Raw genomic sequence first — 20705 nt, forward strand, 5'->3', positions numbered from 1 at the left:
GAAAGAATAGAATATGACGATATCAAGGACCGCCAGAATCGAACTTCCTTTGCTCGCCGTCGGACAATCCCACAAAGAATTGTTCCACAACGAAGCCCTGGCACGACTCGATTTTGTGCTTCATCCGCACGTGCAGGCGATCGAGTCCGATCCCTCCAGCCTAGTGCCAGAGAACGGCCAATCCTGGCTGGTTGGCGCAGATGCGACAGATGCATGGGCGGGCCGGGAAGATCAGATTGCGGGTTGGACAGGAAATGGCTGGTTGTTCATCGCGCCACTGGCTTTGATGCGCGTTTTTGTTGAATCCATCGATAGTTTTGCAACTTATCGGGGGGCCTGGCAATTGAACGACGCGGTCACAAGCCCTTCAGGGGGCTCAGTGATTGATACTGAGTCGCGGTTTGCGATTGATTCGCTTTTGGCGGCGCTTCAAGAACAAGGAATCCTCAAGCCCGGCCTATGAAAACGATTCTTGAGAGCCGCAGGTTAGAGAATTTTACGAAGACAGCTCAATTTGAGAGCAATTTTTCGGACTAAACGCCGCAAATGGCGACATTTTCGCAACAGTTCTGCAATTTGGCCGCTTGCACTGTTCGAGGCGAGGGGTTAGAACGCGCCGTGAATTTTAGAACCTAATTGAGAAGGGGAATTTAAATGCGGAAGCTTGCCTTAGGAATGGCGCTTGCCTCCACGGCGCTCGCCACACCGGCTCTGGCTCGTGATGACCAGTGGTATGTTGGTGTTGAAGGCGGTGCGATGCTTGTTGAAGATATTTCAACAAATGTTGCCGGCAATATTGGTGCGTTCGAAACAGATCATGACACCGGTTATGATATCGACGGCATCGTAGGTTATGATTTCGGAGGTTTCCGTCTGGAAGCCGAAGTTGGATATAAAGCAGCGGCTGCCAATCGCGCGCAAATCGGCGCTCCTGGCATTCCAAGCTCCGCAAACGGTAGCGGTATTACTCAGACTGGCGTTCGCACGATCAATGGCGAAGTAAATGCGCTCAGCTTCATGCTGAACGGACTGCTCGACTTTGGTGATGATGACGGCATCCAGGGTTTTGCTGGCGGCGGCGTCGGTGTTGCTCGGACTGAAGTAACCAATGTCTTCGCTGGACCATATATCAATGATTCGGACACTGGCTTTGCATGGCAGTTGCTTGCAGGCATCCGCGCTCCTTTGAGCGATAGCTGGGATGTCGGTTTGAAATATCGTTATTTCAACGCTGACAAAATCAACCTCGTTGACCAACTTGGCCGTACAGCTGATACGCGTCTGCGGACCCACTCAGTTTTGGGTAGCTTGATCTACAACTTCGGCGGCGAACCAGCGGCACCACCGCCACCACCGCCTCCACCACCACCACCACCGCCACCTCCACCACCGCCACCACCGCCACAGACGGTATGTGCGCCTGGCCCTTATATTGTGTTCTTTGACTGGGATCAGTCAGACATCACACCAGAAGCGGCTTCGGTTCTCGACAATGCGGTTACCGCATATGCTGATTGTGGTTCGGCTCAGGTCATGTTGGCTGGTCACGCTGATAAATCTGGTTCTGCCAGCTACAACGTCGGCCTGTCTCAGCGTCGTAACGGTGCTGTTCGTGCGTATCTTGAATCGCGCGGAATTGGCGGCGGCGCTATCTCGAGTGAAGCCTTCGGTGAATCGCGTCCTCGCGTTGATACCGCAGACGGCGTTCGTGAGCCTCAGAACCGTCGTGTTGAAGTTATGTACGGACCTGGTTCCGGTAACTAATACCGACATTACGATAAATTGTGAAAAGGGCTGGTCTTCGGACCGGCCCTTTTTCGTTTCCGGTCTGCGTGATAGCGGCGTGTCAGGATCTTGCCATCATCCGGCTACCAACAGGATGGAAGAAATGCGCAACGGCATGGCGAGCGCCACGAACCGGACCGCAGCATCGGCAGCCGTGTTTTCTAAAAATATATAGTAGATAAGTGGGTAGCGAACGCCAGCCTGCATCTGCAGGCCCGCATCCTCACAACGACAATCTGATATTGCTTAGCCCAAAAGGCTTTCAAACAATGCGATTCCGTCGGTTCCACCATGTTTGTGGTCAATGGCACGCTCCGGATGGGGCATCATTCCGAGGACGTTTCCGGATTCGTTGATAATCCCAGCAATATTGCGCGAAGAACCGTTGATATCGCTGCGGTAACGAAACACAATGCGATCGTCATTCTCCAACCGATCAAGCGTGTCATCGTCGGCGAAGAAATTGCCGTCATGATGCGCAACCGGGATCGAAATGGGTCTCTTGTCCGAATAGCGCGTTGCAAATCTATTATTGGTATTTGTGACATCAAGATCTGCATCTTTGCAGACAAAATTGATGTTGCTGTTTCGCATAAGCGCACCAGGCAACAGGCCCGTTTCGGTCAGAATTTGAAATCCGTTACACACGCCCAATATATTGATGCCGCTCTGCGCAGCCGCCATGATTGCCGGGACAATGTTGGACCGCGAAGCCATTGAGCCGGAGCGCAAATAATCGCCGTAGGAAAAGCCTCCGGGGATTGCGATCATGTCCAATCCGGAAGGCAGTTCGCTGTCGCCATGCCAGACCATATGCGGCTTTTTGCCCGAAACTGTTTCAAGGGCGACAGCCATGTCGCGGTCGCAATTCGATCCAGGAAAGACGATCACTGCTGATTTCATCAGGAGGTAGACTCCAGCGCCGTTTCCGGTAGTTCAATTTCGTAATTTTCGATGACTATGTTGGCGAGCAATTTGTCGCACATTTTGTCGATCTCTTCCCGACTGACAGATGGATCGACATCAAGCTCGATCAATTTTCCGGCCCGAACATCATTAACTCCAGAAAAGTCCAAGCTTTCCAGGGCATGATGAATAGCTTTTCCCTGAGGGTCCAACACACCATCTTTTAGCGTTACGAATATTCTGACTTTCATCTTGCGCCCTCGCGTTTTTCAACCGCCAATGATGCTTGCTATAGCGTCAAGTTTTGCAGGGGCAAGGGCAAGAAAGAAAAATGGAAAAGGCGAGACGCAAATTGCTGCGATATTCTATCAGAAATAGCGAGCGAATTTGAAATTAACCCGATGGCGGCTCATTTCGTAGAGGCCATAATTGCTGTCAATGCGCGAGTAGTTATAGTCGACGGAGGGTGAAAATCCGAGAAATTTGACTTTTCTGCTGCCGACATAAGCACGTGCGAAGCTCCGCCAGTCCTGGCGTTTTTCTGTGGAATAGAGAAGTAGGGGAGCATCAAATCCGGAGCGACTGACGCTGGCCGATACACCCGCATTCAGGCCGAGTGGTAACTCTCCACCTATTCCAAGGTTGACACCGTAGTTGAAGCTAGAGAACCCATCTGCATTGAGCAGGTCACGGCGGGCAAAAACACTCGCTGAGGCAATCAAAGATTTGCCGATAAGATGCTCATAGGTGGCATTTGCGCCCAGTTGCCATCCGCTATACGCATCGCTGAGTTGAGATTCTGTGCGACGAGCATCTAGCTCGATGCCCAATCTCTGTCCTTCGCTCAGGGCCTGTTGATATCCAAACTTACCGCCATATTCACGGGTTGCCAGCTGGCCGCCATACCAGCGCTGCAGACCAACGGCTTGCAGCGAAACACTAGCATATTGCGCGATCCGTAGTTCGGGCCCTGCGGCGACTTGTACAACAATATCGTCAGCTGCTTCACCCTTGTAATTCACGATCTTGCTATCCGCATCGAGCAGCAAAGCCAGTCGCTCGCTCGCTTTTACGCGTATGCCGCCGGAGAAACCGGCGGTTTGGCCGACGCCCGAGCGTTCCCGCGCATTGTCATCCAGCTGCAAGGGCAATGTAATGGGACCAAAGTTGATGTCGATGGATTCGGCGTCGGTTGCGCCATTGATATTGGTGTCCGGTGCGAAACCGAAGTCGAAACTGAATCGCCAGATACGCTGATCGCGCAAGATGCTCCGGGTGTTTCGAATGGTCCGGGAGATTTCGTCCGGCAGATTTTCGTCATTTTGTGCGAGGCGGAAATGATAGTCCGCGCTGGCTTCCTTGCCGGTCAGTAAATAGGCTCTTGCCAATTCAAGCCGCACCCGGGTCTGGCCAGGGTTTTCATTCAATATCGACCGGAATTTTTTTATCGCGCCTTTTACGTCACCCGTTTCAATGGCGATAAAGCCAGCCAGAAACTGCTGCTGCATTTGCAGTTCAGGTACTTGTCCCAGGGCCTCGACCATGGGAAGCGCTTTTTGATATTCCTTGGCATGAATCAATGCTTCGGCTTTGGCCAAAAGTTGCTGGGGGGTCACCCGAACATGGCATTGGCCAGCAGCGTCACAGGTGGGTTGGACGATCGCCGCCATGTCTGCTGACGCCTCTGCGGCAATCGGTAGCGGCGCTGCGGCCAAGGCGGCCCCTGATGTCGCAGCAGCGACAAAAGATACAACTGTGGCTTTGCCCAAAATAACGAATCGTGACACGATTAGCCTCTAAGGCTGCTTGCCGACAAAAGTTCCCAATATATCGATCCGTTCGTCTGGCGTACCACCTACGATCCGATAACCGCCACCGACTTCTGCACCATTGGGGCCATAAAAAGCGCCGTCGATGCTAGAACCGGCAATGACCAGGTCCAGTCTGTTGCCACCTGGATTTACGAACCAGGCTTCGCTGAACTGCCCGAAGAAACCGCCTGCGCTAACCAGGTTGATATCGCCTGCACCATTGGCACGAAATTGGGCGTTTTCCAGAATGCTATGCTGGCGGCTTGTTCCATCAAACAGGGGCGCACCAACAGTTCCATCGAGCGATAGTGCAAATGTGTTGGCGCCGAAGTCGACACTGGTCGTTGCTTGGCCGGCAATCCACTGGAAATAGGTATCGAAATTTCCCGTTGTATCGGGTTGGTCGTTGAAGACCATTGTTGCCAGCATTGATCCTTCGAATGTCCCGGTACCTGTTGTTGGTATTTGATCATTTGGAGTCACTTCTCCGAAGGCAAAGGCACCGCGTTCGAGTTGGTTATTCTGACGAATGAACTCTGTGGATGATCCATCAGCATTCTCGATTGTAATATTGCTTACCGAAGCCCTGTTGCGCAAATATCCAGCGAAAGACACATATTGTGTGTCGGTTCCAGGCGTTTGATAAAAGAAGGTTGTTGAGTCGTAACTGCCGCCCTGATCAGGATCAATCAGGCCAAAGGCAAATTCGCCAGGCACAGAAAAGAACACGTTGTTTGATGATCCGGATTCAAGGTAGTTGATACCTTGGATACCAAACTGCGCTGAACCCAAATTGGGAGTACCGATTTGTGGTTCAACGACACCGCCGAAATCTGTGCGGTGGAGAGGATCCTGAAAACGGCTCGTGGCACTCGTTCCAGCAAGGGCGTTGTTAAAGCTGACATCAAAAATCGCATCTCTTGGATTATATGCAATGGTGAGATCGCTGTTGCGAACTGTCGTAGCATCACCCTGATAAAGTTGGCTACCTTGGCCGGCGCCGGCCGCTCCTGGCGATTCAACAATGTTGTTATAGCTGTGAGATGCGCCAACCGCTGTATAGGTTTTTGGTTCTGTGGGATCGACAAATGTATGAGCTGTTCCGCTCCCGCTGCCGCCACCGCTCGTGCCACCGCCTGTTCCGCTGCCGGTTGGTGGCGCGCTGCTGCCAGCAGATTGTGGGCCGGCTCCACCGCAGGCGGCGAGCATCGTTGTACTGGCAAGTAAAATCAAAAGGCGCATCGGAAAAATTCCTCACATGAGTTCCACATGAGGGCGGTGCTATCAGTTGAATGGTTAAATTCGCGTAAACCATAGCGTGTTTTTGCCCGCCCCTGCTCAATGATTCGCAGGGCCGCGTAACGATGGAGCCAAGGTTTTTGGTTACTTTCCGCGCTTCTTTCGTTCACTATTCAGGTCTGTCACTTCACTGGAACCCTCTGGAAAGAGGCCTAGGCGACGCGCAACTTCTTGATATGCCTCGGCTTCTCCGCCCAGATCGCGACGAAACCGGTCTTTGTCGAGCTTTTCATTGGTCTTGAGGTCCCACAGCCGACAACTGTCCGGACTGATTTCGTCGGCCAGGATGATCCGCGAGAAGTCACCTTCGAAGATTCTACCGAACTCTAGTTTGAAATCGACAAGCTTGATTCCGATGCCTGCAAACATGCCGGCCATGAAATCGTTGATACGGATAGCCATGGCCGAAATGTCCTGCATTTCCTCCTGGCTGGCCCAAGCGAAACAGGCGATATGCTCTTCGGCGACCAATGGATCTCCCAGTGCATCATCCTTGTAACAATATTCCAGCAAAGTATGGGGCAGCGCAGTACCCTCTTCAATGCCCAGTCGCTTGGACAGAGAGCCTGCGGCCACATTGCGGACGATCACTTCGATGGGGACAATCTCGACCTGCTTGACGAGCTGCTCGCGCATATTGAGGCGGCGAATGAAGTGACTCGGTATGCCGATATTGCCAAGCAATGTGAAAATATGTTCGCTGATGCGATTGTTGATCACACCCTTGCCATTGATCGTGCCTTTTTTCTCCGCATTGAAGGCGGTGGCATCATCTTTGAAATATTGGATGATGGTGCCCGGTTCGGGACCTTCATAGAGAATCTTGGCCTTGCCTTCGTAAATTTGGCGGCGACGGGACATTGCTTGGTTCCACTTTGCAAAGAGAGCGACAAAAATCATGCCCCGGCAAACCGAATCGTATGATTTCGATTGAACCGGGGCTTTGAGTCTTACTTATATGCGAAACTGATTGGCGGTGCAATCAATCGTCTGACGCTGCGGCAAGTTCGATCCGGCGGCCCCAGAATGTGCGGTCAGTGGATTTGAACCGGCGGCGCAGATATACCGCGAGCATCAGGATCAAAATCCAGGGTAAGGTGATCGCAAAAAAGCTGATAGCCGCCCCAACCGAAGACCCCAAGGTAGATGCGACTCCGGCAAAAGCTTCGCGGATCGGTCGAAGGAAGCCGCCGGCCCCCGGTGCACCGGACTGATAGTTCACCGTGATTTTGCTGAAGGCGACGCGACCCCGCATTTCTTTGAGCCAACTGCGCGCCTGATCAATTTCTTCATTCACCTGGGTTACGGCCCGTTCTGCTTCGACCAGTTCCTTAACCGAACCGCTTTTGGTGCGGAGCAATTCTGTCAGACGCTGCGACAACAATACACGGCTGCGCAACCGGGCTTCGGTATCGACAATCTGCTTGGATAGATCCTCACCGCTTATGGAGGCCGCGATTTGACTGCCTTCATAATCTTCCATCGCTTGCGCCATGGCGGTGCCAAAGCCGCGGGCCTGACGCGCGGCGACTTCTATGTGAAGCATCCCGGTCGCATAGTCGCCTTCACCACCGCTATTTTCCATGTTGAGGACGCGGCAAATTTTGGGCCCGCGTTGTTCACAAAGCGAGACATGGGCTTGCTGCGCTGCGGGTATCTCGCTTGCCGGCAATCGGAAACCAAATTGATAGCGGTAGGCAATTTGCGGCACGGAAACGGGAATATCTCCTCCAGCGACGGTCTCTGTTTTTGCAGAGCCGGCAAAATTTTCAGCTTGCACTGCATCGGCCGGCGCTTCCGCGGCGCTTTCCACCATGTCATATGCAACCGCATTGTCTGCGTTATCGCTGCAGCCGGCCAAAGCAATTACGCCCGCGGTGATTAAGAAAGATTTTCGCATAAGGATTGGTCCTCTTTGCAAGTGGGAGATTGTTTGAATAAATGAGATATCATAACATAGTCAACGGTGAATCGTTATATATGTACGACGAAATGACATAATCGCTAGATTTGCGCCTGATGCATCACCGATATTTCCTATAGATTGCCATCGAACCGACGATCCAGCGGAGATATGCCATCACCAAATATGCCACAATCGATGAAGTCATGGACACTCTATATGATTGTATTTCCGGGCCGCCAGGTGGACAGGACTGGGAACGGGACCGTGAAATTTATCACCCCCGTGGGCTGATTACCCGCACGCGGATCGAAGACGGCAAACCGGTTGCTTATACATTTAGCTATGACGAATTTGTGGAAGCAACGATCCCGTTGCTTGAAGGCCGAAGCTTTTACGAGATAGAGATTGGGCGCAAGACCGATATATTTGGCCAGATTGCCCATGTCTATTCAGCCTATGAAGCGCGCGAAACGCCAGAGCATCCGGATATTCAATTTCGTGGTGTGAATATGGTGCATTTGTGGAACGATAGTATCGCTGAAAATGGAAAGCCTGACGGTCGGTGGTGGATCATGGGAATAATTTGGGACAACGAACGGGACGGGCTGGATTTGCCCGAAGAATGGCTTTCCTAATGACAGAGATCAGCGGGAAGTTTTTTCCGGCTCTCGCTATGACATTATTGTCGGCAGCATTGACGTTCAGCTTTCTGATGATCGTTGGTCCGGATTGGACGCTCCATGCACCAGCAAGCTGCACCGAAACCAAATGCTTCTGCGAGATGCCAAGGCCTGGCGCGCTAATAGTGCAGCCAGCCAATAGCATTTCGTCCTTCGGATATGTCTTTGCGGGTTTTCTGATGATCTTGCTGGCGCGATCACGAAACAGGGTGTCGGCGTTTCCGCCGATGGCCGCCGGTGTTCTGGGGATGGCAGCTATCATCGTCGGGATCGGCTCCGTCCTGCTCCACGCGACGTTGACTTTATGGGGTCAGTTTTTTGATGTGCTCGGAATGTATCTGGTCAGCGGCTTTTTTCTGGTCAGTGCGCTCGCAAAATGGCGCGACATTCCTGACCGGCGCGCGATGATCTATTATGCATTGCTATGCGGGGTGCTCGTCGCAATCCTCTACGCGCTGCCAGAAGTTCGGCGTTGGCTTTTCGCGGTTGTCCTTGTGGTAGCGATCTGCCTTGAACTCGTTTTAGCAAGACCGATGCGTTTCCAAGTCCGGACCGGCTATTATATTTCGGGCCTGATCGCAAACGCCGTTGCTTTTACGATCTGGAATCTGGATCAACGCGGACAGCTGTGCGAGCCGGAGAGCTTGTTGCAGGGCCACGCGATCTGGCATTTGTTGGGTGCTGTGGCACTATGGTTTGCATTCCTCTATTATCGCAGCGAGCGGTCTGCGACGTAAAAATACTTTCCGTGTGCAAATCCTTCATCATTCCGCCACTTTCCCTCTACCAACCCTGAATCCACCCTGCTATCGCAGTCCTTATGAGTGATGTTACTGAAGCTCCGCCAGAGGAGCCCGACGATGAATTTGACGCGATAGTCGAAGCCCCTTTTGATGCGGCGATTTCCGAGCGTTATCTGATCTACGCCATGTCCACGATCACCGCACGATCGCTGCCTGACTTGCGTGATGGGCTGAAGCCTGTGCATCGCCGCCTCTTATGGGCGATGCGTTTGCTCAAGCTCGATCCGTCACAGGGGTATAAAAAATGTGCCCGCGTCGTTGGCGATGTCATCGGTAAATACCACCCGCACGGAGACCAGTCGGTCTATGATGCCATGGTTCGGCTCGCTCAGACATTCTCGCTGCGCTACCCTTTGGTCGACGGTCAGGGGAATTTCGGGAATATTGATGGCGATAATGCCGCCGCCTATCGGTATACGGAAGCCAAGCTAACCCGCACGGCGATCGAGCTGATGAGCGGTCTGGATGAGAATGCTGCCGATCTAAAACCCACCTATAACGGCGAAGACGAAGAACCCGAGGTCATGCCTGGCCTGTTCCCAAACTTGCTCGCCAATGGCGCTAGTGGGATTGCGGTGGGCATGGCGACCAGTATTCCGTCGCATAATGTGCACGAAATTATCGATGCAGCGACCTTGTTGATCGATTCTCCCAAAGCCGAACATGCCGAGATCATGGAAATCATCAAAGGACCAGATCTCGCAACCGGCGGCACATTGGTGGACCCAAAGTCGGTCATTGATGCTGCCTATGAAAGCGGACGCGGCGCGATGCGGGTGCGCTGCAAGTGGGAAAAGGAAGACGCCGAGGGGCGTGGCGCGTGGCAGATCGTCGTCACTGAAATTCCCTATCAGGTGCAAAAGGGCAAGCTGATCGAGCAGATCGCCCAGATCATTGCCGATAAGAAACTACCGATCCTTTCCGACATTCGCGATGAATCCGATGAGCAGATTCGGATCGTACTGGAACCAAAGAGTCGCGCGGTTGATCCTGAGGATCTGATGAACGCCTTGTTCCGCATGTCTGATCTGGAAAACCGGTTCTCGCTCAACATGAATGTGCTCGACAAGGACCGGGTGCCCAAAGTGATGGGCATCACCGAAGTGTTGAAGCACTGGATTGTCCATCAGATTGAAGTGTTGGTCCGTCGTTCACAACACAGGCTCGACAAGATCGATGCCCGGCTGGAACTGCTTGAAGGCTATATCATTGCCTATCTCAATCTCGACCGGGTGATCGAGATAATCCGTAATCATGACGAACCCAAGCCAATGTTGATGGACGAGTTTAAACTGACCGATCGTCAGGCAGAAGCGATCCTCAACATGCGTTTGCGGTCTTTGCGCAAGCTAGAAGAAATGGAATTGCGGACCGAGCGTGACAAGCTTCTCGCAGAACGCGATGGGCTGAAGAAGCTGATCGAGAGTCCGGCGCGTCAGAAGACACGGCTCAAAAAAGACCTGGCCGAAATGCGGAAGCTTTATGCTGAGGATACAGCATTGGGTGCGCGACGGACGATGTTGATCGAAGCGGCGCCTGCGCGTGAAATATCGCTCGAAGCCTTTATCGAGAAAGAGCCTGTCACTGTGATCATGTCGCAACGCGGCTGGATCAAGGCCATGAAAGGGCACGCGGACCTTGCGGCGCCCGACAGCTTTAAATTCAAGGAAGGCGATGGACCGAAATTCGCCTTTCATGCGCAGACGACCGACAAGCTTTTGATGTGCTGTGACAACGGGCGCTTCTACACCATAGGCGCGGACAAATTGCCGGGCGCCCGCGGTTTTGGTGAACCTGTTGGATCAATGGTCGATCTCGAAGCTGGCGCGGAACCGATTGTGCTGATGGTCGCCGATATGAAGGCCAAGCTTTTGCTTGCTTCTACTTGGGGGCGGGGTTTTGTTGCGAACATCGCTGATGTTGTGGCTGAAACGAAAAAGGGGCGTCAAGTTGCCAATCTGAAAGGCGACGCGCGGCTTTTGGTTGTACGCCCGATTCCCGAAGGTGCAGATCATGTCGCAGCCATTGGTGAAAACCGTAAATTGGTTGTTTTCTCTCTCTCCGAAATGCCGGAAATGGCAAAGGGGCAGGGTGTGATGTTGCAGCGCTATAAAGATGGCGGAATGTCAGACGCGACCGTATTCAAATTGGAAGAAGGGTTGAGCTGGGCTATGGGCGGCGACAGCGGCCGAACCCGGACCGAGAATGACCTAACCATGTGGCGTGTCGCGCGTGGCGCTGCGGGGCGTTTGCCACCGACAGGTTTCCCCAAGACAGGAAAGTTCGATTGACAGGCTAGTCCTGGGCGCATTGTATCTTCTAGATACTTAGTTGCTGAAATATTCGACAGAAGTTTAAAATTCTGTATCATGCGCCACAAGTGATTCTACTTAGTTGACTTAGCGTAAAAAAAGGACTCATCTTTCCAAATGTCAATTGATCGCGTCGTTTATTTTAGGGAAGTTTTCTGAACCGATGAACAGTGACACAGAGGCCTTGCAGGACTGGGTTGATCAACTCGAGCAGATTCTTGAAAATCTGGATTCGATCGACGCGAAAATTGCCGCAATCCATGTCGACATTGCGATTTTGGAACTGTGCGAAATCGGTGAGATCGAAAGAAAGAGTCGAGCGACAAAAGCCGCTTAACTTCGCCCTGATATCATATTCAGAAATTGGCGAGTTCGCGGCCGATTATTCTGAGCGCATTGCTGGTTAGTGTATCCCCGGTTTCGGTCAATGCTAGAGACATTCTCTCCGTAACCGCGGCATCCTTGTTTTTTGTGATCAGGTCGATATCGATCAAAAAGGTCACATATCTTATCATCGTGCCGATCGCCACATTGTGCGTGACCGCCATATCATGAGATGTGACCGGTTCTTCCGTTTCTTTTGAAGCAATCAAGTCCATCAGAATATTCCAGGCGACGTCATCGATCTCGGGTTTTCTATCGCGGAAATATTCGGTCCGGATGGCACGACTTTTCAGCAATAGCATCGCGGTTTTCGCGGTATCTATTGTACGCCTCTCGTCGATCTGAATGACCAAGCCAGTCATTATAAACCACTCCAGTGTGCGATGAAGCGCAAAGTCGACAAGGACGATTGCAACATCAAATTTTTTCGCTCGTGCATATCTACCTCTTTTGAAGGTCTATCAGGAGCGCGTACCAACCGATCGGTTGGTAGTCAATTATGATTGATAGATATGCTTAAGATTAATAAGAACTATCCAAATTAGTGGGGCGAGCAGCGCAGCATTTTACATCGACCAATTGTCCTGTTATGCGCGCGCTATGAGCACTCGGGTAACCATCATGGACGTCGCCGCCGAAGCGGTTCGCAACAGCGGTTACAATGGATTCAGCCTTGATCAAATAGCCCGTGATGTCGGGATCCAGAAGTCTAGCATCTTCTATCATTTCTCATCGAAGACCGAGCTTGTCGCGGCCATATTCAGACGGTATTCTAACGATATATTCGCGTTCCTGGATCAAACGACTATCAAAGAAGCGCGCGGAGGCGATCGATTGATGGCCTATTTGTTGGAATCTAGAAAATTGCTGGAAGAAGGGAAGTCGATTTGCATGTCGATTGCCCTCAATATCGATCAAGAAAATTTGCACGCAGAAATCATCGATGATCTTGCTGTTTTTCATGAGACCAATATCAAGTGGCTGATTGAAGCCTTTGAACTTGGCATGCGAGATGGCAGCATTTTAGAAGAAGGAGATCCAGAGGAGAAAGCGCACGCCTTTCTCGCCCTCGTGGATGGCGCTCAGTTGATGGCGCGCTCTCATAAAAATGTCGCGATTTATGACACGGCCACTGCGTTGGCTCGATCTAGAATTTCCTTATAAGCATCGGAGTGATGCTTATAACCGGCCGATAGCAAAGCGCCGATGCTGCTCTTGGACAAGCGGCCATATCAAAACATGTTTGCGCTATGCCCTCCTGCCCCCTAGCTTAAAGACAATGTTACAGGGGGGAAGCCAGCATGGCTGAAAATAGACCATATGCGCCGGACGATGGCGTCGAAGCCAGCGAGAATGAAAAGGCCTATTGGTCGCAAAACATCCGGCTGCTTTGGACTCTGATGACAATCTGGTTTGTCGTGTCCTTTGGTGCGGGCATTCTCTTCCGCGAATTTCTGGATCAATTTGCGATAGGCGGATACCCGCTTGGTTTCTGGTTTGCGCAGCAAGGTGCGATCTATTTCTTCATTCTCCTGATCATCTTCTACAGCGTCCGGATGAAGCAGATCGAACGCCAATATGATCTTGATGATTGAGCGCGGCTGATATGGAAACCCAGACACTTATCTATATTTTCGTTGGCCTGTCCTTCGCGCTGTATATCGGCATCGCGATCGCATCGCGCGCCGGTTCGACTAAGGAATTTTATGTCGCCGGCGGCGGGGTTAATCCGGTGGTCAATGGCATGGCGACTGCTGCCGACTGGATGTCCGCGGCAAGCTTCATTTCCATGGCCGGGATCATTGCTTTCTCCGGCTATGATGGTTCTGTCTATCTGATGGGCTGGACGGGCGGCTATGTGATGCTGGCCCTATTGCTGGCGCCCTATCTCCGGAAGTTCGGCCAATTTACGGTGCCCGATTTCATTGGTACCCGCTATTATTCCAAGGCGGCCCGGGTGGTTGCGGTCATCTGTCTTATCTTCATCAGCTTCACCTATATCGCAGGGCAGATGCGCGGCGTCGGTATTGTATTCTCCCGTTTCCTCGATGTCCCGATAACTCTGGGCGTGATCATCGGCATGGGCATCGTCTTTGTCTATGCCGTGCTCGGCGGAATGAAGGGCATTACCTATACGCAGGTCGCGCAATATTGCGTGCTGATCTTCGCTTACATGGTCCCGGCTTTCTTCATCAGCTTCCTGATCACCGGCAATCCGGTGCCGCAACTGGGACTGGGCTCCACCGTCGATGATGGCTCCGGACTTTATGTGCTGCAGAAGCTCGATCTGGTGCTGCAGGATATGGGTTTTGGCGCCTATACCGATGGTAGCAAGTCGATGATCGACGTCTTCTGCATCACCGCGGCTTTGATGATCGGCACGGCTGGTCTGCCCCATGTGATTGTCCGGTTCTTCACGGTTCCCAAGGCATCCGACGCACGCAAGTCGGCAGGCTGGGCGCTGGTCTTCATTGCGCTGCTCTACACCACCGCGCCTGCGGTCGGTGCCTTTGCGCGGCTCAACTTCATCGATAGCGTGCAGAATACGGAATATGCCGAAGCCCCAGCCTGGTTCAAAAATTGGGAGAGCAATGACCTGATCGCCTGGCGTGATAAAAATGGTGATGGCAAAATGCAACTGGGTAAGGGCGAACCCTTCAAGGGCGCACCATTATTTGCCGAGGAAGCCGGCACCAACGGCGAACGGATCGTGCAGAATGAGGCGGCGGACGATAATCCGAACGAGGTCTATGTCGACCGCGATATCATGGTGCTTGCCAATCCGGAGATCGCCAATCTACCGGGCTGGGTAATTGCATTGGTCGCTGCGGGCGGACTGGCTGCGGCGCTATCAACGGCGGCGGGACTGCTGCTCGTTATCTCATCGTCGATCAGCCATGATTTGCTCAAGAAAACATTCCGGCCCAAGATCACCGAAAAGGGCGAACTGTTGGCCGCGCGACTGGCAGCGACCGCAGCGATTGTCGTGGCGGGCTATCTGGGTATCTATCCACCCGGTTGGGTCGCGCAGGTGGTTGCCTTCGCCTTTGGCTTGGCCGCCGCATCTCTGTTCCCGGCGATCTTCATGGGTATCTTCTCCAAACGGATGAATCGCGAAGGTGCGATCGCCGGCATGGTGGCCGGTCTGAGCTTCACCTTCCTCTATATTGGTTGGTTCAAACTCTGGTCGCCGGAGAGCAATGTCGCGGCCAACTGGCTGTTTGGAATCTCCCCCGAAGGTATTGGTGTGATCGGGATGGTTTTGAATTTCGCGGTGGCCATTGCGGTTGCGAAATTCACTAACGCGCCACCGAGAGAGATCGGTCAGTTGATTGACAATATCCGGGTGCCGCGGATCCGTTAACGGCTTAGATTAGCAAGAAAAGTCAGCGTTTTTTTGCAATTTTGAGCTTGTCCGACTTGGCCCGTTTTTTGATCGATTCTTCGCTACGGGTCAGGGCTTTCGAAATGGCTTTGAGGGTCATTCCTTTTTTCGCAAAGGCATGAAGCTTTTGGATCTCTTCGCTGGTCCAAGGCTGTTTGTGGCGTTCGAAATGTTCTTTCATGGTTTCCCGCTTACCAGATTATCGCGTTCATGCACCCGATATAGCGTTGGATGGATGGCAACGGCAGTTTTTGATCTTGTCTAAAGTGGGGTTTGCATGATCCCGCTTCTCCGCTAGCCAGCAACGGATATTTTAAAAGGGACCCCATGATGCAGTTTGATGACGTTATCTTCGGCCGCCGCAGTACGCGCGGATATTTGGACAAGCCGGTACCAAAAGAGCTGATCGAGGAAATATTGAAACTGGCGATGCGCGCGCCGTCTTCAATGAATACGCAGCCTTATAATTTCTATGTCATCACTGGAGAACCGCTGGAGAAAATCCGTGCCGGCAATACTGAGCGCATGCTGGCTGGCGTGCCGCAATCGCGTGAATTCCGGACCGGCGAAGCCTTTGCCGGAGCGCACCGCGAACGGCAAATCGGCGTCGCGAAACAGCTGTTCGGCGCGATGGGAATCGAGCGCGATGACAAGGATGCGCGACAGGATTGGGTCATGCGTGGTTTCCGCCAGTTTGATGCGCCGGTATGCGTCATCATCACCTATGACAAAGTGCTGGATGGCAGCGATGATACGCCGTTCGATTGCGGCGCCGTGGCGACGGCTTTGGTCAACGCTGCATGGTCGCGCGGCTTGGGCACTGTGATCAACAGTCAGGGCATCATGCAATCACCGGTGGTTCGCGAACATGCAGGTATCGCCGATGACCAGGTGATCATGAAGAGCATCGCGCTTGGCTGGCCAGACGAAACATTTCCAGCAAACGCGGTGGTGTCGATGCGCAAGCCTGTTGATGAAGCCGCTGTTTTTGTCGGCTTCGACGGCTAACGGTTCAGCCGCCCCTCAATCAGCGCATCAACCACGCTGGGGTCCGCCAATGTCGATGTGTCACCCAGCGCGCCAAAGTCATTCTCCGCAATTTTGCGCAAGATACGCCGCATGATTTTGCCCGAGCGGGTTTTGGGCAGCGCTGGTGTCAGGTGGAGATGGTCTGGCGTGGCAATCGGGCCGATTTCTGTGCGGACATGGCCACGCAATTCGGCAACCAGATCATCGGACGTTTCGACGCCCGCGTTCATCGTGACATAGCAATAAATGCCTTGTCCCTTGATGTCATGCGGATAGCCAACCACCGCAGCCTCTGCGACTTTGGGGTGTGAGACGAGAGCGGACTCAACCTCGGCGGTGCCCATGCGATGACCGGAAACATTGATGACATCATCGACCCGGCCCGTGATCCAGTAATAGTCATCGGCATCACGCTTGCAGCCATCACCGGTGAAATATTTGCCTTTATAGGTACTGAAATAGGTCTGGATAAAGCGTTCATGGTCGCCATAGACGCTGCGCGCCTGTCCTGGCCAGCTGCCCGTGAGGCATAGATTTCCGTCTGTTGCACCTTCCAGCACTTTGCCATCACCGTCGACGAGTTGTGGCTGGACTCCGAAAAACGGTTTGCCTGCGCTGCCTGGTTTCATGCCATGTGCGCCGGGCAATGTGGTGATCATCACGCCTCCGGTTTCGGTCTGCCACCAGGTATCCACAATCGGCGACTTGCTCTCACCGACCACGTCATAATACCAACGCCATGCCTCCGGATTGATTGGCTCGCCGACCGTACCAAGCAAGCGGATGGAAGAGCGGTCATGTGCTTTGACCGGACCATCGCCCTCGCGCATCAAGGCCCGAATGGCGGTGGGCGCGGTATAGAAAATATTGACCTTATGCTTGTCGATCACTTCCCAGAACCGGCCATGGTCGGGATAATTGGGAACGCCTTCGAACATCAGTTCGGTGGCGCCGTTTATCAGCGGTCCATAGACGATATAGCTGTGGCCGGTAACCCAGCCGATATCGGCCCCGCACCAGAAAAGTTCGCCGGGCTGATAGTCGAACACATAGTGAAAGGTCGTTGCCACCCAGACGGCATAGCCGCCGGTCGTGTGCAGAACGCCCTTGGGCTTGCCGGTTGATCCCGATGTATAGAGAATGAAGAGAGGGTCTTCCGCGTTCATCGGCTCGCAGGGGCAGTCCGTGGGCACATCGATCTGTAGCTCGTGATAATAATGATCGCGTCCGGCGGTCATCGCGATATCGCTATCCGTATGGTTGATCACCAGCACCGCATCGACAGCGACTTTTTCCAGTGCAGCATCGACATTGGTTTTCAAGGGAACCGGTTTGCCGCCACGAAGCCCACCATCCGCGCAGATCACGAACTTGCTATCGCAATCCTCGATCCGGCCAGCCAGTGCATCGGGAGAGAAACCGCCAAAGACCACGCTGTGTATCGCCCCAATGCGGGCGCAGGCGAGCATCGCAATCGCGCCTTCCGGAATCATCGGCATGTAGATGGTCACCCGGTCGCCTTTTTGGACGCCCATTTTCTTCAGGCAATTGGCCATTTTGATGACCTCTGCCAGCAAATCCGCATAGGTGATGGTACGGCCCGCTGATCGGGGATCGTCGGGTTCAAATATCAACGCTGTGACATCGCCATTGCCTGCCGCGACATGGCGATCGATCGCGTTGTGGCAGATGTTCAGAACACCATCTTCAAACCATTTGATAGCCACCGGATCGAAGGACCAGTCGGCGATTTTCGTTGGCGTTTTCTGCCAGTCTAGCCGCTCTGCCTGGCGGGACCAGAAGCCGTCCGGATCACTGATGCTTTCCTGATAAAGCCGGTCATAATCTGCTGCTGTGCAATGGGTAGACGCATCGCCGCGTGGTGAAACGATCAATTCGACCAAATCCTTCTGTCCCGCATTGTCAGTCATTATCTGTCTTCTCCTGTTTCGGCGCGCTTTTTGGATTCGTTTTTCCGCCGCAAATATCAAGGCTATCGTAACGCTTTTCTTGTCTAAGAATGAAGGGGAAATTCCTGTTCATCGACAAATTTTTTGATCCACGTCTCGTCTGGAAATCCCTGCGCAATCCATGCTGTTTCGATTGTCGCCAAAGTCTTTGCGACAACCGGGCCGGGTTTGAGACCCCGTTTGATTAAATCGCCGCCGGTTAGAGGGAAGGTTGGCGGCTGCCAGTCTTTCAGTTGTGAAAGCATATCGAGCAGGGCGCTCTCGCCTGCGAACAGCAACGCGGTATCACGGGCCGCATCGACGCTGGTCCGATAGGCAATAGAGCGGCTGTTTGCTTGGTTGTCAGCAGCCAGGGTGAAACCAGAAGAAAGCCGCTGACCAATTGCTTTCTGTTGCTTTTTCGACAGTTTTAGATCCTTGGCAATCGCGTCAGCTTTATGCACGTCTTTGGGAAGTATGGCGACCAGCCGCCGGATCGCAGTTGGCGCAACAGCCAGTCGTTGTTCGCGTTCGACAAGTCTGCTGATCTGAGCGCCAGCATCGCCGTCAATCTCTCTGATAATATGGTCGAAAATCCCGGCGTCGAGCATCTGGTTGACCGCAAAGCGGGGGTCTTCGGTTTGCAGCAGTTTCAATAGCTCGTCCGCCACGCGTTCACGGGAGAGCGTTTCAAGCTTTTCAGCCGCCGTTGTGCAAGCATCAAAGGCTTCGTCGTCAACCTGTCGCCGGCCAAAACGCGCCAGAAAACGAAAATAGCGCATGATCCTTAGATGGTCTTCGGCGATCCGTTCCGCTGCCGATCCGATGAAACGGATATGCGGGCCTTCGAGGTCATCCAGCCCGCCGAAATAATCATAGATTTCTCGACTATGCGGATCAGCCGAAAGCGCATTGATCGTGAAGTCGCGGCGAGCGGCGTCTTCCTTCCAGTCTTCGCTGAAGGCAACAGTGGCCCGCCGACCATCTGTCGAAACATCGCGGCGAAGCGTGGTTATCTCGACCGGACCGTCAGGCAATATGGCGGTAACCGTGCCATGCGCGATGCCGGTGGGAATGACCTTGATCGATGCGGCTTTGAGACGTTCTATCACATCGTCGGGCAGCAGCGGCGTGGCGATGTCCACGTCCTTTACCTCGAGATCCAGCAAGGTGTCACGCACGGCTCCCCCGACATAGCGCACCTTGTCATCCAAAGCCGCAATCAGAGCCGATAGGCCTTGTCTTTTGGTCCAGTCTGCCGGTGGCAATCTCATGGTCCCCAGCCTAGCCTTTTTTCGAGATTATTCAAAATGCCCGCGGTAATTCCCCAGATGCGATAATCCTGCCAGTAAATCTCGTAATAATGTCGTTTGCGTCCGTTCCATGTCCCTTCATGGACCGTCCGGTTTTTGGGATCGAACAGGAAGTCCAGTGGTGCTTCGAACCAGCTTTCAACCTCGTCGGGATCTGCAACAAAGGGCAAGTCAGGGGGGATGACGCTTAGCACGGGTTGTATGTTATAGCCGCTGCCCGACTGGAAGCGATCGGTCATGCCGATAATGTCCACATGGCTGCGGTCCAGAGCCACTTCCTCATGGGCTTCGCGGAGCGCCGCATCAATAGCATCCTGGTCGCCCGGATCAATCTTGCCTCCGGGGAAAGCCACCTGTCCGGGATGGTTGCGCATATGCTGTGGTCTTTGGACGAAAATCACGCCCGGGTCAGGGCGATCGGTCACGGCAATGAGAACCGCTGCGTCGCGCAACACCCTCTTGTCATCAATATGGTCGCGTTCATTATAGAGCAGATGGTCGAGGTCATTTTCATGCCCTCGTACAAGCGCCTTTTCCAGACGGTTGCGCAAAGTCATGATGGCGCTGCCATCGGAAAGAACATGCCAGATGACCATATGCCGACCGGGTCAGCGTCTTCTTCCAGTGCCAGCTCGGCCAGTTGATAATAGACCGGACGCGCCAGAACGGCTTCCAGTCGGCTGCGCACTTGTAGATAGGGTTGTGGCTTGTCCGCGCCAAATCGCAACGGATGATCGGCGCCGGCAACCACCAAATGATCGGTGTTCAGTCGGAAGGCGAGAGTCCGTTCCGCCCCGCTGCCTTTGCTTTCCAATTCCACAGCGACAAAGGGCACGTCTTCGACGGCGATGCTCAGCTTTTGATAGGGTGTGACTAACGCATAGCTGCCATCCGGTTCGCGTCGCAATATGCTGGAAAAGGCGCGCACCATGGCAGGGCGCTTGATCGGATCGCCTTGATGAAACCAGCTTCCGTCTGAAGTGATACGCATTTCGCTGTCGCCGCTTTCCTGGGGATCCCATTGATCGACAGGGGGCAGTTTCTGTGCTTCGGCCAGCTCTGCGATTTCGGCGATGGAGAGCGAAGCAAGTTCAGGCGGAGGGGAATATGGCATAGATACGGCCTATTGCCCGGCACCATTTC

The 20705-nt window shown here is 53.3% G+C and carries 22 protein-coding genes; 10 read left to right on the plus strand and 12 right to left on the minus strand.

Features of this window, described 5'->3' with window-relative positions:
• The first annotated feature begins 13 nt into the window (after positions 1-13).
• Positions 14-463 carry a DUF2793 domain-containing protein gene (locus ABJV08_RS04945; protein WP_348038438.1) on the plus strand — a complete coding sequence of 150 codons (450 nt, stop codon included), beginning with the start codon at positions 14-16 and terminating at the stop codon, positions 461-463.
• A 191-nt stretch (positions 464-654) separates the two neighbouring features.
• A complete protein-coding gene (locus ABJV08_RS04950; protein ID WP_348038436.1) occupies positions 655-1764 on the plus strand; it encodes an OmpA family protein in 1110 nt (369 codons plus the stop codon).
• A 267-nt stretch (positions 1765-2031) separates the two neighbouring features.
• Here ABJV08_RS04950 and purQ read toward each other — a convergent pair whose 3' ends face one another.
• The 6 genes from purQ to ABJV08_RS04980 form a co-directional block, all read right to left on the minus strand.
• Positions 2032-2688 carry a phosphoribosylformylglycinamidine synthase subunit PurQ gene (purQ, locus tag ABJV08_RS04955; RefSeq protein ID WP_348038434.1) on the minus strand — a complete coding sequence of 219 codons (657 nt, stop codon included), beginning with the start codon at positions 2686-2688 and terminating at the stop codon, positions 2032-2034.
• Entirely contained in the window at positions 2688-2942 is a 255-nt protein-coding gene (gene purS / locus ABJV08_RS04960; protein ID WP_348038432.1) for a phosphoribosylformylglycinamidine synthase subunit PurS, read from the minus strand. Before purS ends, purQ begins: the two co-directional genes overlap by 1 nt.
• Positions 2943-3059: 117 nt before the next feature.
• Complete coding sequence (locus ABJV08_RS04965; protein ID WP_348038430.1) at positions 3060-4478, minus strand: surface lipoprotein assembly modifier; 1419 nt, start codon at positions 4476-4478, stop codon at positions 3060-3062.
• Between the two features lie 9 nt (positions 4479-4487).
• Positions 4488-5744 (minus strand): transferrin-binding protein-like solute binding protein, encoded by a 1257-nt coding sequence (locus ABJV08_RS04970; protein WP_348038429.1) that lies wholly within the window; start codon positions 5742-5744, stop codon positions 4488-4490.
• Between the two features lie 141 nt (positions 5745-5885).
• Positions 5886-6662, minus strand: a complete 777-nt coding sequence (gene purC / locus ABJV08_RS04975) for a phosphoribosylaminoimidazolesuccinocarboxamide synthase (RefSeq protein WP_348038427.1) — start codon at positions 6660-6662, stop codon at positions 5886-5888.
• Between the two features lie 121 nt (positions 6663-6783).
• Complete coding sequence (locus tag ABJV08_RS04980) at positions 6784-7701, minus strand: DUF4349 domain-containing protein (RefSeq protein WP_348038425.1); 918 nt, start codon at positions 7699-7701, stop codon at positions 6784-6786.
• Between the two features lie 209 nt (positions 7702-7910).
• Here ABJV08_RS04980 and ABJV08_RS04985 point away from each other — a divergent pair, with 209 nt between their 5' ends.
• From ABJV08_RS04985 to ABJV08_RS05000, 4 genes are all read left to right on the plus strand, one after another.
• Complete coding sequence (locus tag ABJV08_RS04985) at positions 7911-8342, plus strand: hypothetical protein (protein ID WP_348038423.1); 432 nt, start codon at positions 7911-7913, stop codon at positions 8340-8342.
• The gene (locus tag ABJV08_RS04990; RefSeq protein WP_348052379.1) at positions 8342-9124 is read left to right on the plus strand and encodes a ceramidase domain-containing protein; all 783 of its coding nucleotides are present in this window, start codon (positions 8342-8344) and stop codon (positions 9122-9124) included. Before ABJV08_RS04985 ends, ABJV08_RS04990 begins: the two co-directional genes overlap by 1 nt.
• Positions 9125-9207: 83 nt before the next feature.
• Positions 9208-11481, plus strand: a complete 2274-nt coding sequence (gene parC, locus ABJV08_RS04995; RefSeq protein ID WP_348038419.1) for a DNA topoisomerase IV subunit A — start codon at positions 9208-9210, stop codon at positions 11479-11481.
• Positions 11482-11665: 184 nt separating this feature from the next.
• Positions 11666-11839 carry a hypothetical protein gene (locus ABJV08_RS05000; RefSeq protein ID WP_348038417.1) on the plus strand — a complete coding sequence of 58 codons (174 nt, stop codon included), beginning with the start codon at positions 11666-11668 and terminating at the stop codon, positions 11837-11839.
• Positions 11840-11858: 19 nt separating this feature from the next.
• Here the strand turns inward: ABJV08_RS05000 and ABJV08_RS05005 are convergent, their stop codons facing one another.
• Entirely contained in the window at positions 11859-12248 is a 390-nt protein-coding gene (locus ABJV08_RS05005) for a hypothetical protein (protein WP_348038415.1), read from the minus strand.
• Positions 12249-12486: 238 nt separating this feature from the next.
• Here ABJV08_RS05005 and ABJV08_RS05010 point away from each other — a divergent pair, with 238 nt between their 5' ends.
• The 3 genes from ABJV08_RS05010 (at position 12487) to ABJV08_RS05020 (ending at position 15250) form a co-directional block, all read left to right on the plus strand.
• On the plus strand, positions 12487-13050 hold the full coding sequence (locus tag ABJV08_RS05010) for a TetR/AcrR family transcriptional regulator (protein WP_348052381.1): 564 nt from the start codon (positions 12487-12489) through the stop codon (positions 13048-13050).
• Between the two features lie 137 nt (positions 13051-13187).
• The gene (locus ABJV08_RS05015; protein ID WP_348038409.1) at positions 13188-13481 is read left to right on the plus strand and encodes a DUF4212 domain-containing protein; all 294 of its coding nucleotides are present in this window, start codon (positions 13188-13190) and stop codon (positions 13479-13481) included.
• Between the two features lie 11 nt (positions 13482-13492).
• On the plus strand, positions 13493-15250 hold the full coding sequence (locus tag ABJV08_RS05020; RefSeq protein ID WP_348038407.1) for a sodium:solute symporter family protein: 1758 nt from the start codon (positions 13493-13495) through the stop codon (positions 15248-15250).
• A 22-nt stretch (positions 15251-15272) separates the two neighbouring features.
• Here ABJV08_RS05020 and ABJV08_RS05025 read toward each other — a convergent pair whose 3' ends face one another.
• Complete coding sequence (locus tag ABJV08_RS05025; RefSeq protein WP_348038405.1) at positions 15273-15452, minus strand: hypothetical protein; 180 nt, start codon at positions 15450-15452, stop codon at positions 15273-15275.
• A 149-nt stretch (positions 15453-15601) separates the two neighbouring features.
• On the opposite strand from ABJV08_RS05025, the gene ABJV08_RS05030 reads away from it, so the two are divergent.
• Positions 15602-16279, plus strand: a complete 678-nt coding sequence (locus ABJV08_RS05030; RefSeq protein ID WP_348038604.1) for a nitroreductase — start codon at positions 15602-15604, stop codon at positions 16277-16279.
• Here ABJV08_RS05030 and acs read toward each other — a convergent pair.
• The 4 genes from acs to ABJV08_RS05050 form a co-directional block, all read right to left on the minus strand.
• Entirely contained in the window at positions 16276-18231 is a 1956-nt protein-coding gene (gene acs, locus ABJV08_RS05035) for an acetate--CoA ligase (RefSeq protein WP_348038403.1), read from the minus strand. The two genes, ABJV08_RS05030 and acs, sit on opposite strands and share 4 nt — an antisense overlap.
• An 83-nt stretch (positions 18232-18314) precedes the next feature.
• Entirely contained in the window at positions 18315-19523 is a 1209-nt protein-coding gene (locus tag ABJV08_RS05040) for a CCA tRNA nucleotidyltransferase (protein ID WP_348038401.1), read from the minus strand.
• Positions 19520-20119: a CoA pyrophosphatase gene (locus ABJV08_RS05045; RefSeq protein WP_348038602.1), complete on the minus strand. Its 600-nt coding sequence runs from the start codon at positions 20117-20119 to the stop codon at positions 19520-19522. Before ABJV08_RS05045 ends, ABJV08_RS05040 begins: the two co-directional genes overlap by 4 nt.
• Positions 20116-20676, minus strand: coding sequence for a DUF1285 domain-containing protein (locus tag ABJV08_RS05050; RefSeq protein WP_348038399.1), 561 nt, complete (start codon positions 20674-20676; stop codon positions 20116-20118). The genes ABJV08_RS05045 and ABJV08_RS05050 overlap by 4 nt, the downstream gene beginning before the upstream one ends.
• Between the last annotated feature and the right edge of the window lie 29 nt (positions 20677-20705).

Source organism: Parasphingorhabdus sp., assembly GCF_039982395.1.
In the GTDB taxonomy this organism is placed as follows: domain Bacteria; phylum Pseudomonadota; class Alphaproteobacteria; order Sphingomonadales; family Sphingomonadaceae; genus Parasphingorhabdus.

Coding starts and splice junctions, on each gene's coding strand:
- ABJV08_RS04945 (WP_348038438.1), top strand. CDS start 14: ATGACGATATCAAGGACCGCCAGAATCGAACTTCCTTTGCTCGCCGTC.
- ABJV08_RS04950 (WP_348038436.1), top strand. CDS start 655: ATGCGGAAGCTTGCCTTAGGAATGGCGCTTGCCTCCACGGCGCTCGCC.
- purQ (WP_348038434.1), bottom strand. CDS start 2,688: ATGAAATCAGCAGTGATCGTCTTTCCTGGATCGAATTGCGACCGCGAC.
- purS (WP_348038432.1), bottom strand. CDS start 2,942: ATGAAAGTCAGAATATTCGTAACGCTAAAAGATGGTGTGTTGGACCCT.
- ABJV08_RS04970 (WP_348038429.1), bottom strand. CDS start 5,744: ATGCGCCTTTTGATTTTACTTGCCAGTACAACGATGCTCGCCGCCTGC.
- purC (WP_348038427.1), bottom strand. CDS start 6,662: ATGTCCCGTCGCCGCCAAATTTACGAAGGCAAGGCCAAGATTCTCTAT.
- ABJV08_RS04980 (WP_348038425.1), bottom strand. CDS start 7,701: ATGCGAAAATCTTTCTTAATCACCGCGGGCGTAATTGCTTTGGCCGGC.
- ABJV08_RS04985 (WP_348038423.1), top strand. CDS start 7,911: ATGGACACTCTATATGATTGTATTTCCGGGCCGCCAGGTGGACAGGAC.
- ABJV08_RS04990 (WP_348052379.1), top strand. CDS start 8,342: ATGACAGAGATCAGCGGGAAGTTTTTTCCGGCTCTCGCTATGACATTA.
- parC (WP_348038419.1), top strand. CDS start 9,208: ATGAGTGATGTTACTGAAGCTCCGCCAGAGGAGCCCGACGATGAATTT.
- ABJV08_RS05000 (WP_348038417.1), top strand. CDS start 11,666: ATGAACAGTGACACAGAGGCCTTGCAGGACTGGGTTGATCAACTCGAG.
- ABJV08_RS05005 (WP_348038415.1), bottom strand. CDS start 12,248: ATGACTGGCTTGGTCATTCAGATCGACGAGAGGCGTACAATAGATACC.
- ABJV08_RS05010 (WP_348052381.1), top strand. CDS start 12,487: ATGAGCACTCGGGTAACCATCATGGACGTCGCCGCCGAAGCGGTTCGC.
- ABJV08_RS05015 (WP_348038409.1), top strand. CDS start 13,188: ATGGCTGAAAATAGACCATATGCGCCGGACGATGGCGTCGAAGCCAGC.
- ABJV08_RS05020 (WP_348038407.1), top strand. CDS start 13,493: ATGGAAACCCAGACACTTATCTATATTTTCGTTGGCCTGTCCTTCGCG.
- ABJV08_RS05025 (WP_348038405.1), bottom strand. CDS start 15,452: ATGAAAGAACATTTCGAACGCCACAAACAGCCTTGGACCAGCGAAGAG.
- ABJV08_RS05030 (WP_348038604.1), top strand. CDS start 15,602: ATGCAGTTTGATGACGTTATCTTCGGCCGCCGCAGTACGCGCGGATAT.
- acs (WP_348038403.1), bottom strand. CDS start 18,231: ATGACTGACAATGCGGGACAGAAGGATTTGGTCGAATTGATCGTTTCA.
- ABJV08_RS05040 (WP_348038401.1), bottom strand. CDS start 19,523: ATGAGATTGCCACCGGCAGACTGGACCAAAAGACAAGGCCTATCGGCT.
- ABJV08_RS05045 (WP_348038602.1), bottom strand. CDS start 20,119: ATGACTTTGCGCAACCGTCTGGAAAAGGCGCTTGTACGAGGGCATGAA.
- ABJV08_RS05050 (WP_348038399.1), bottom strand. CDS start 20,676: ATGCCATATTCCCCTCCGCCTGAACTTGCTTCGCTCTCCATCGCCGAA.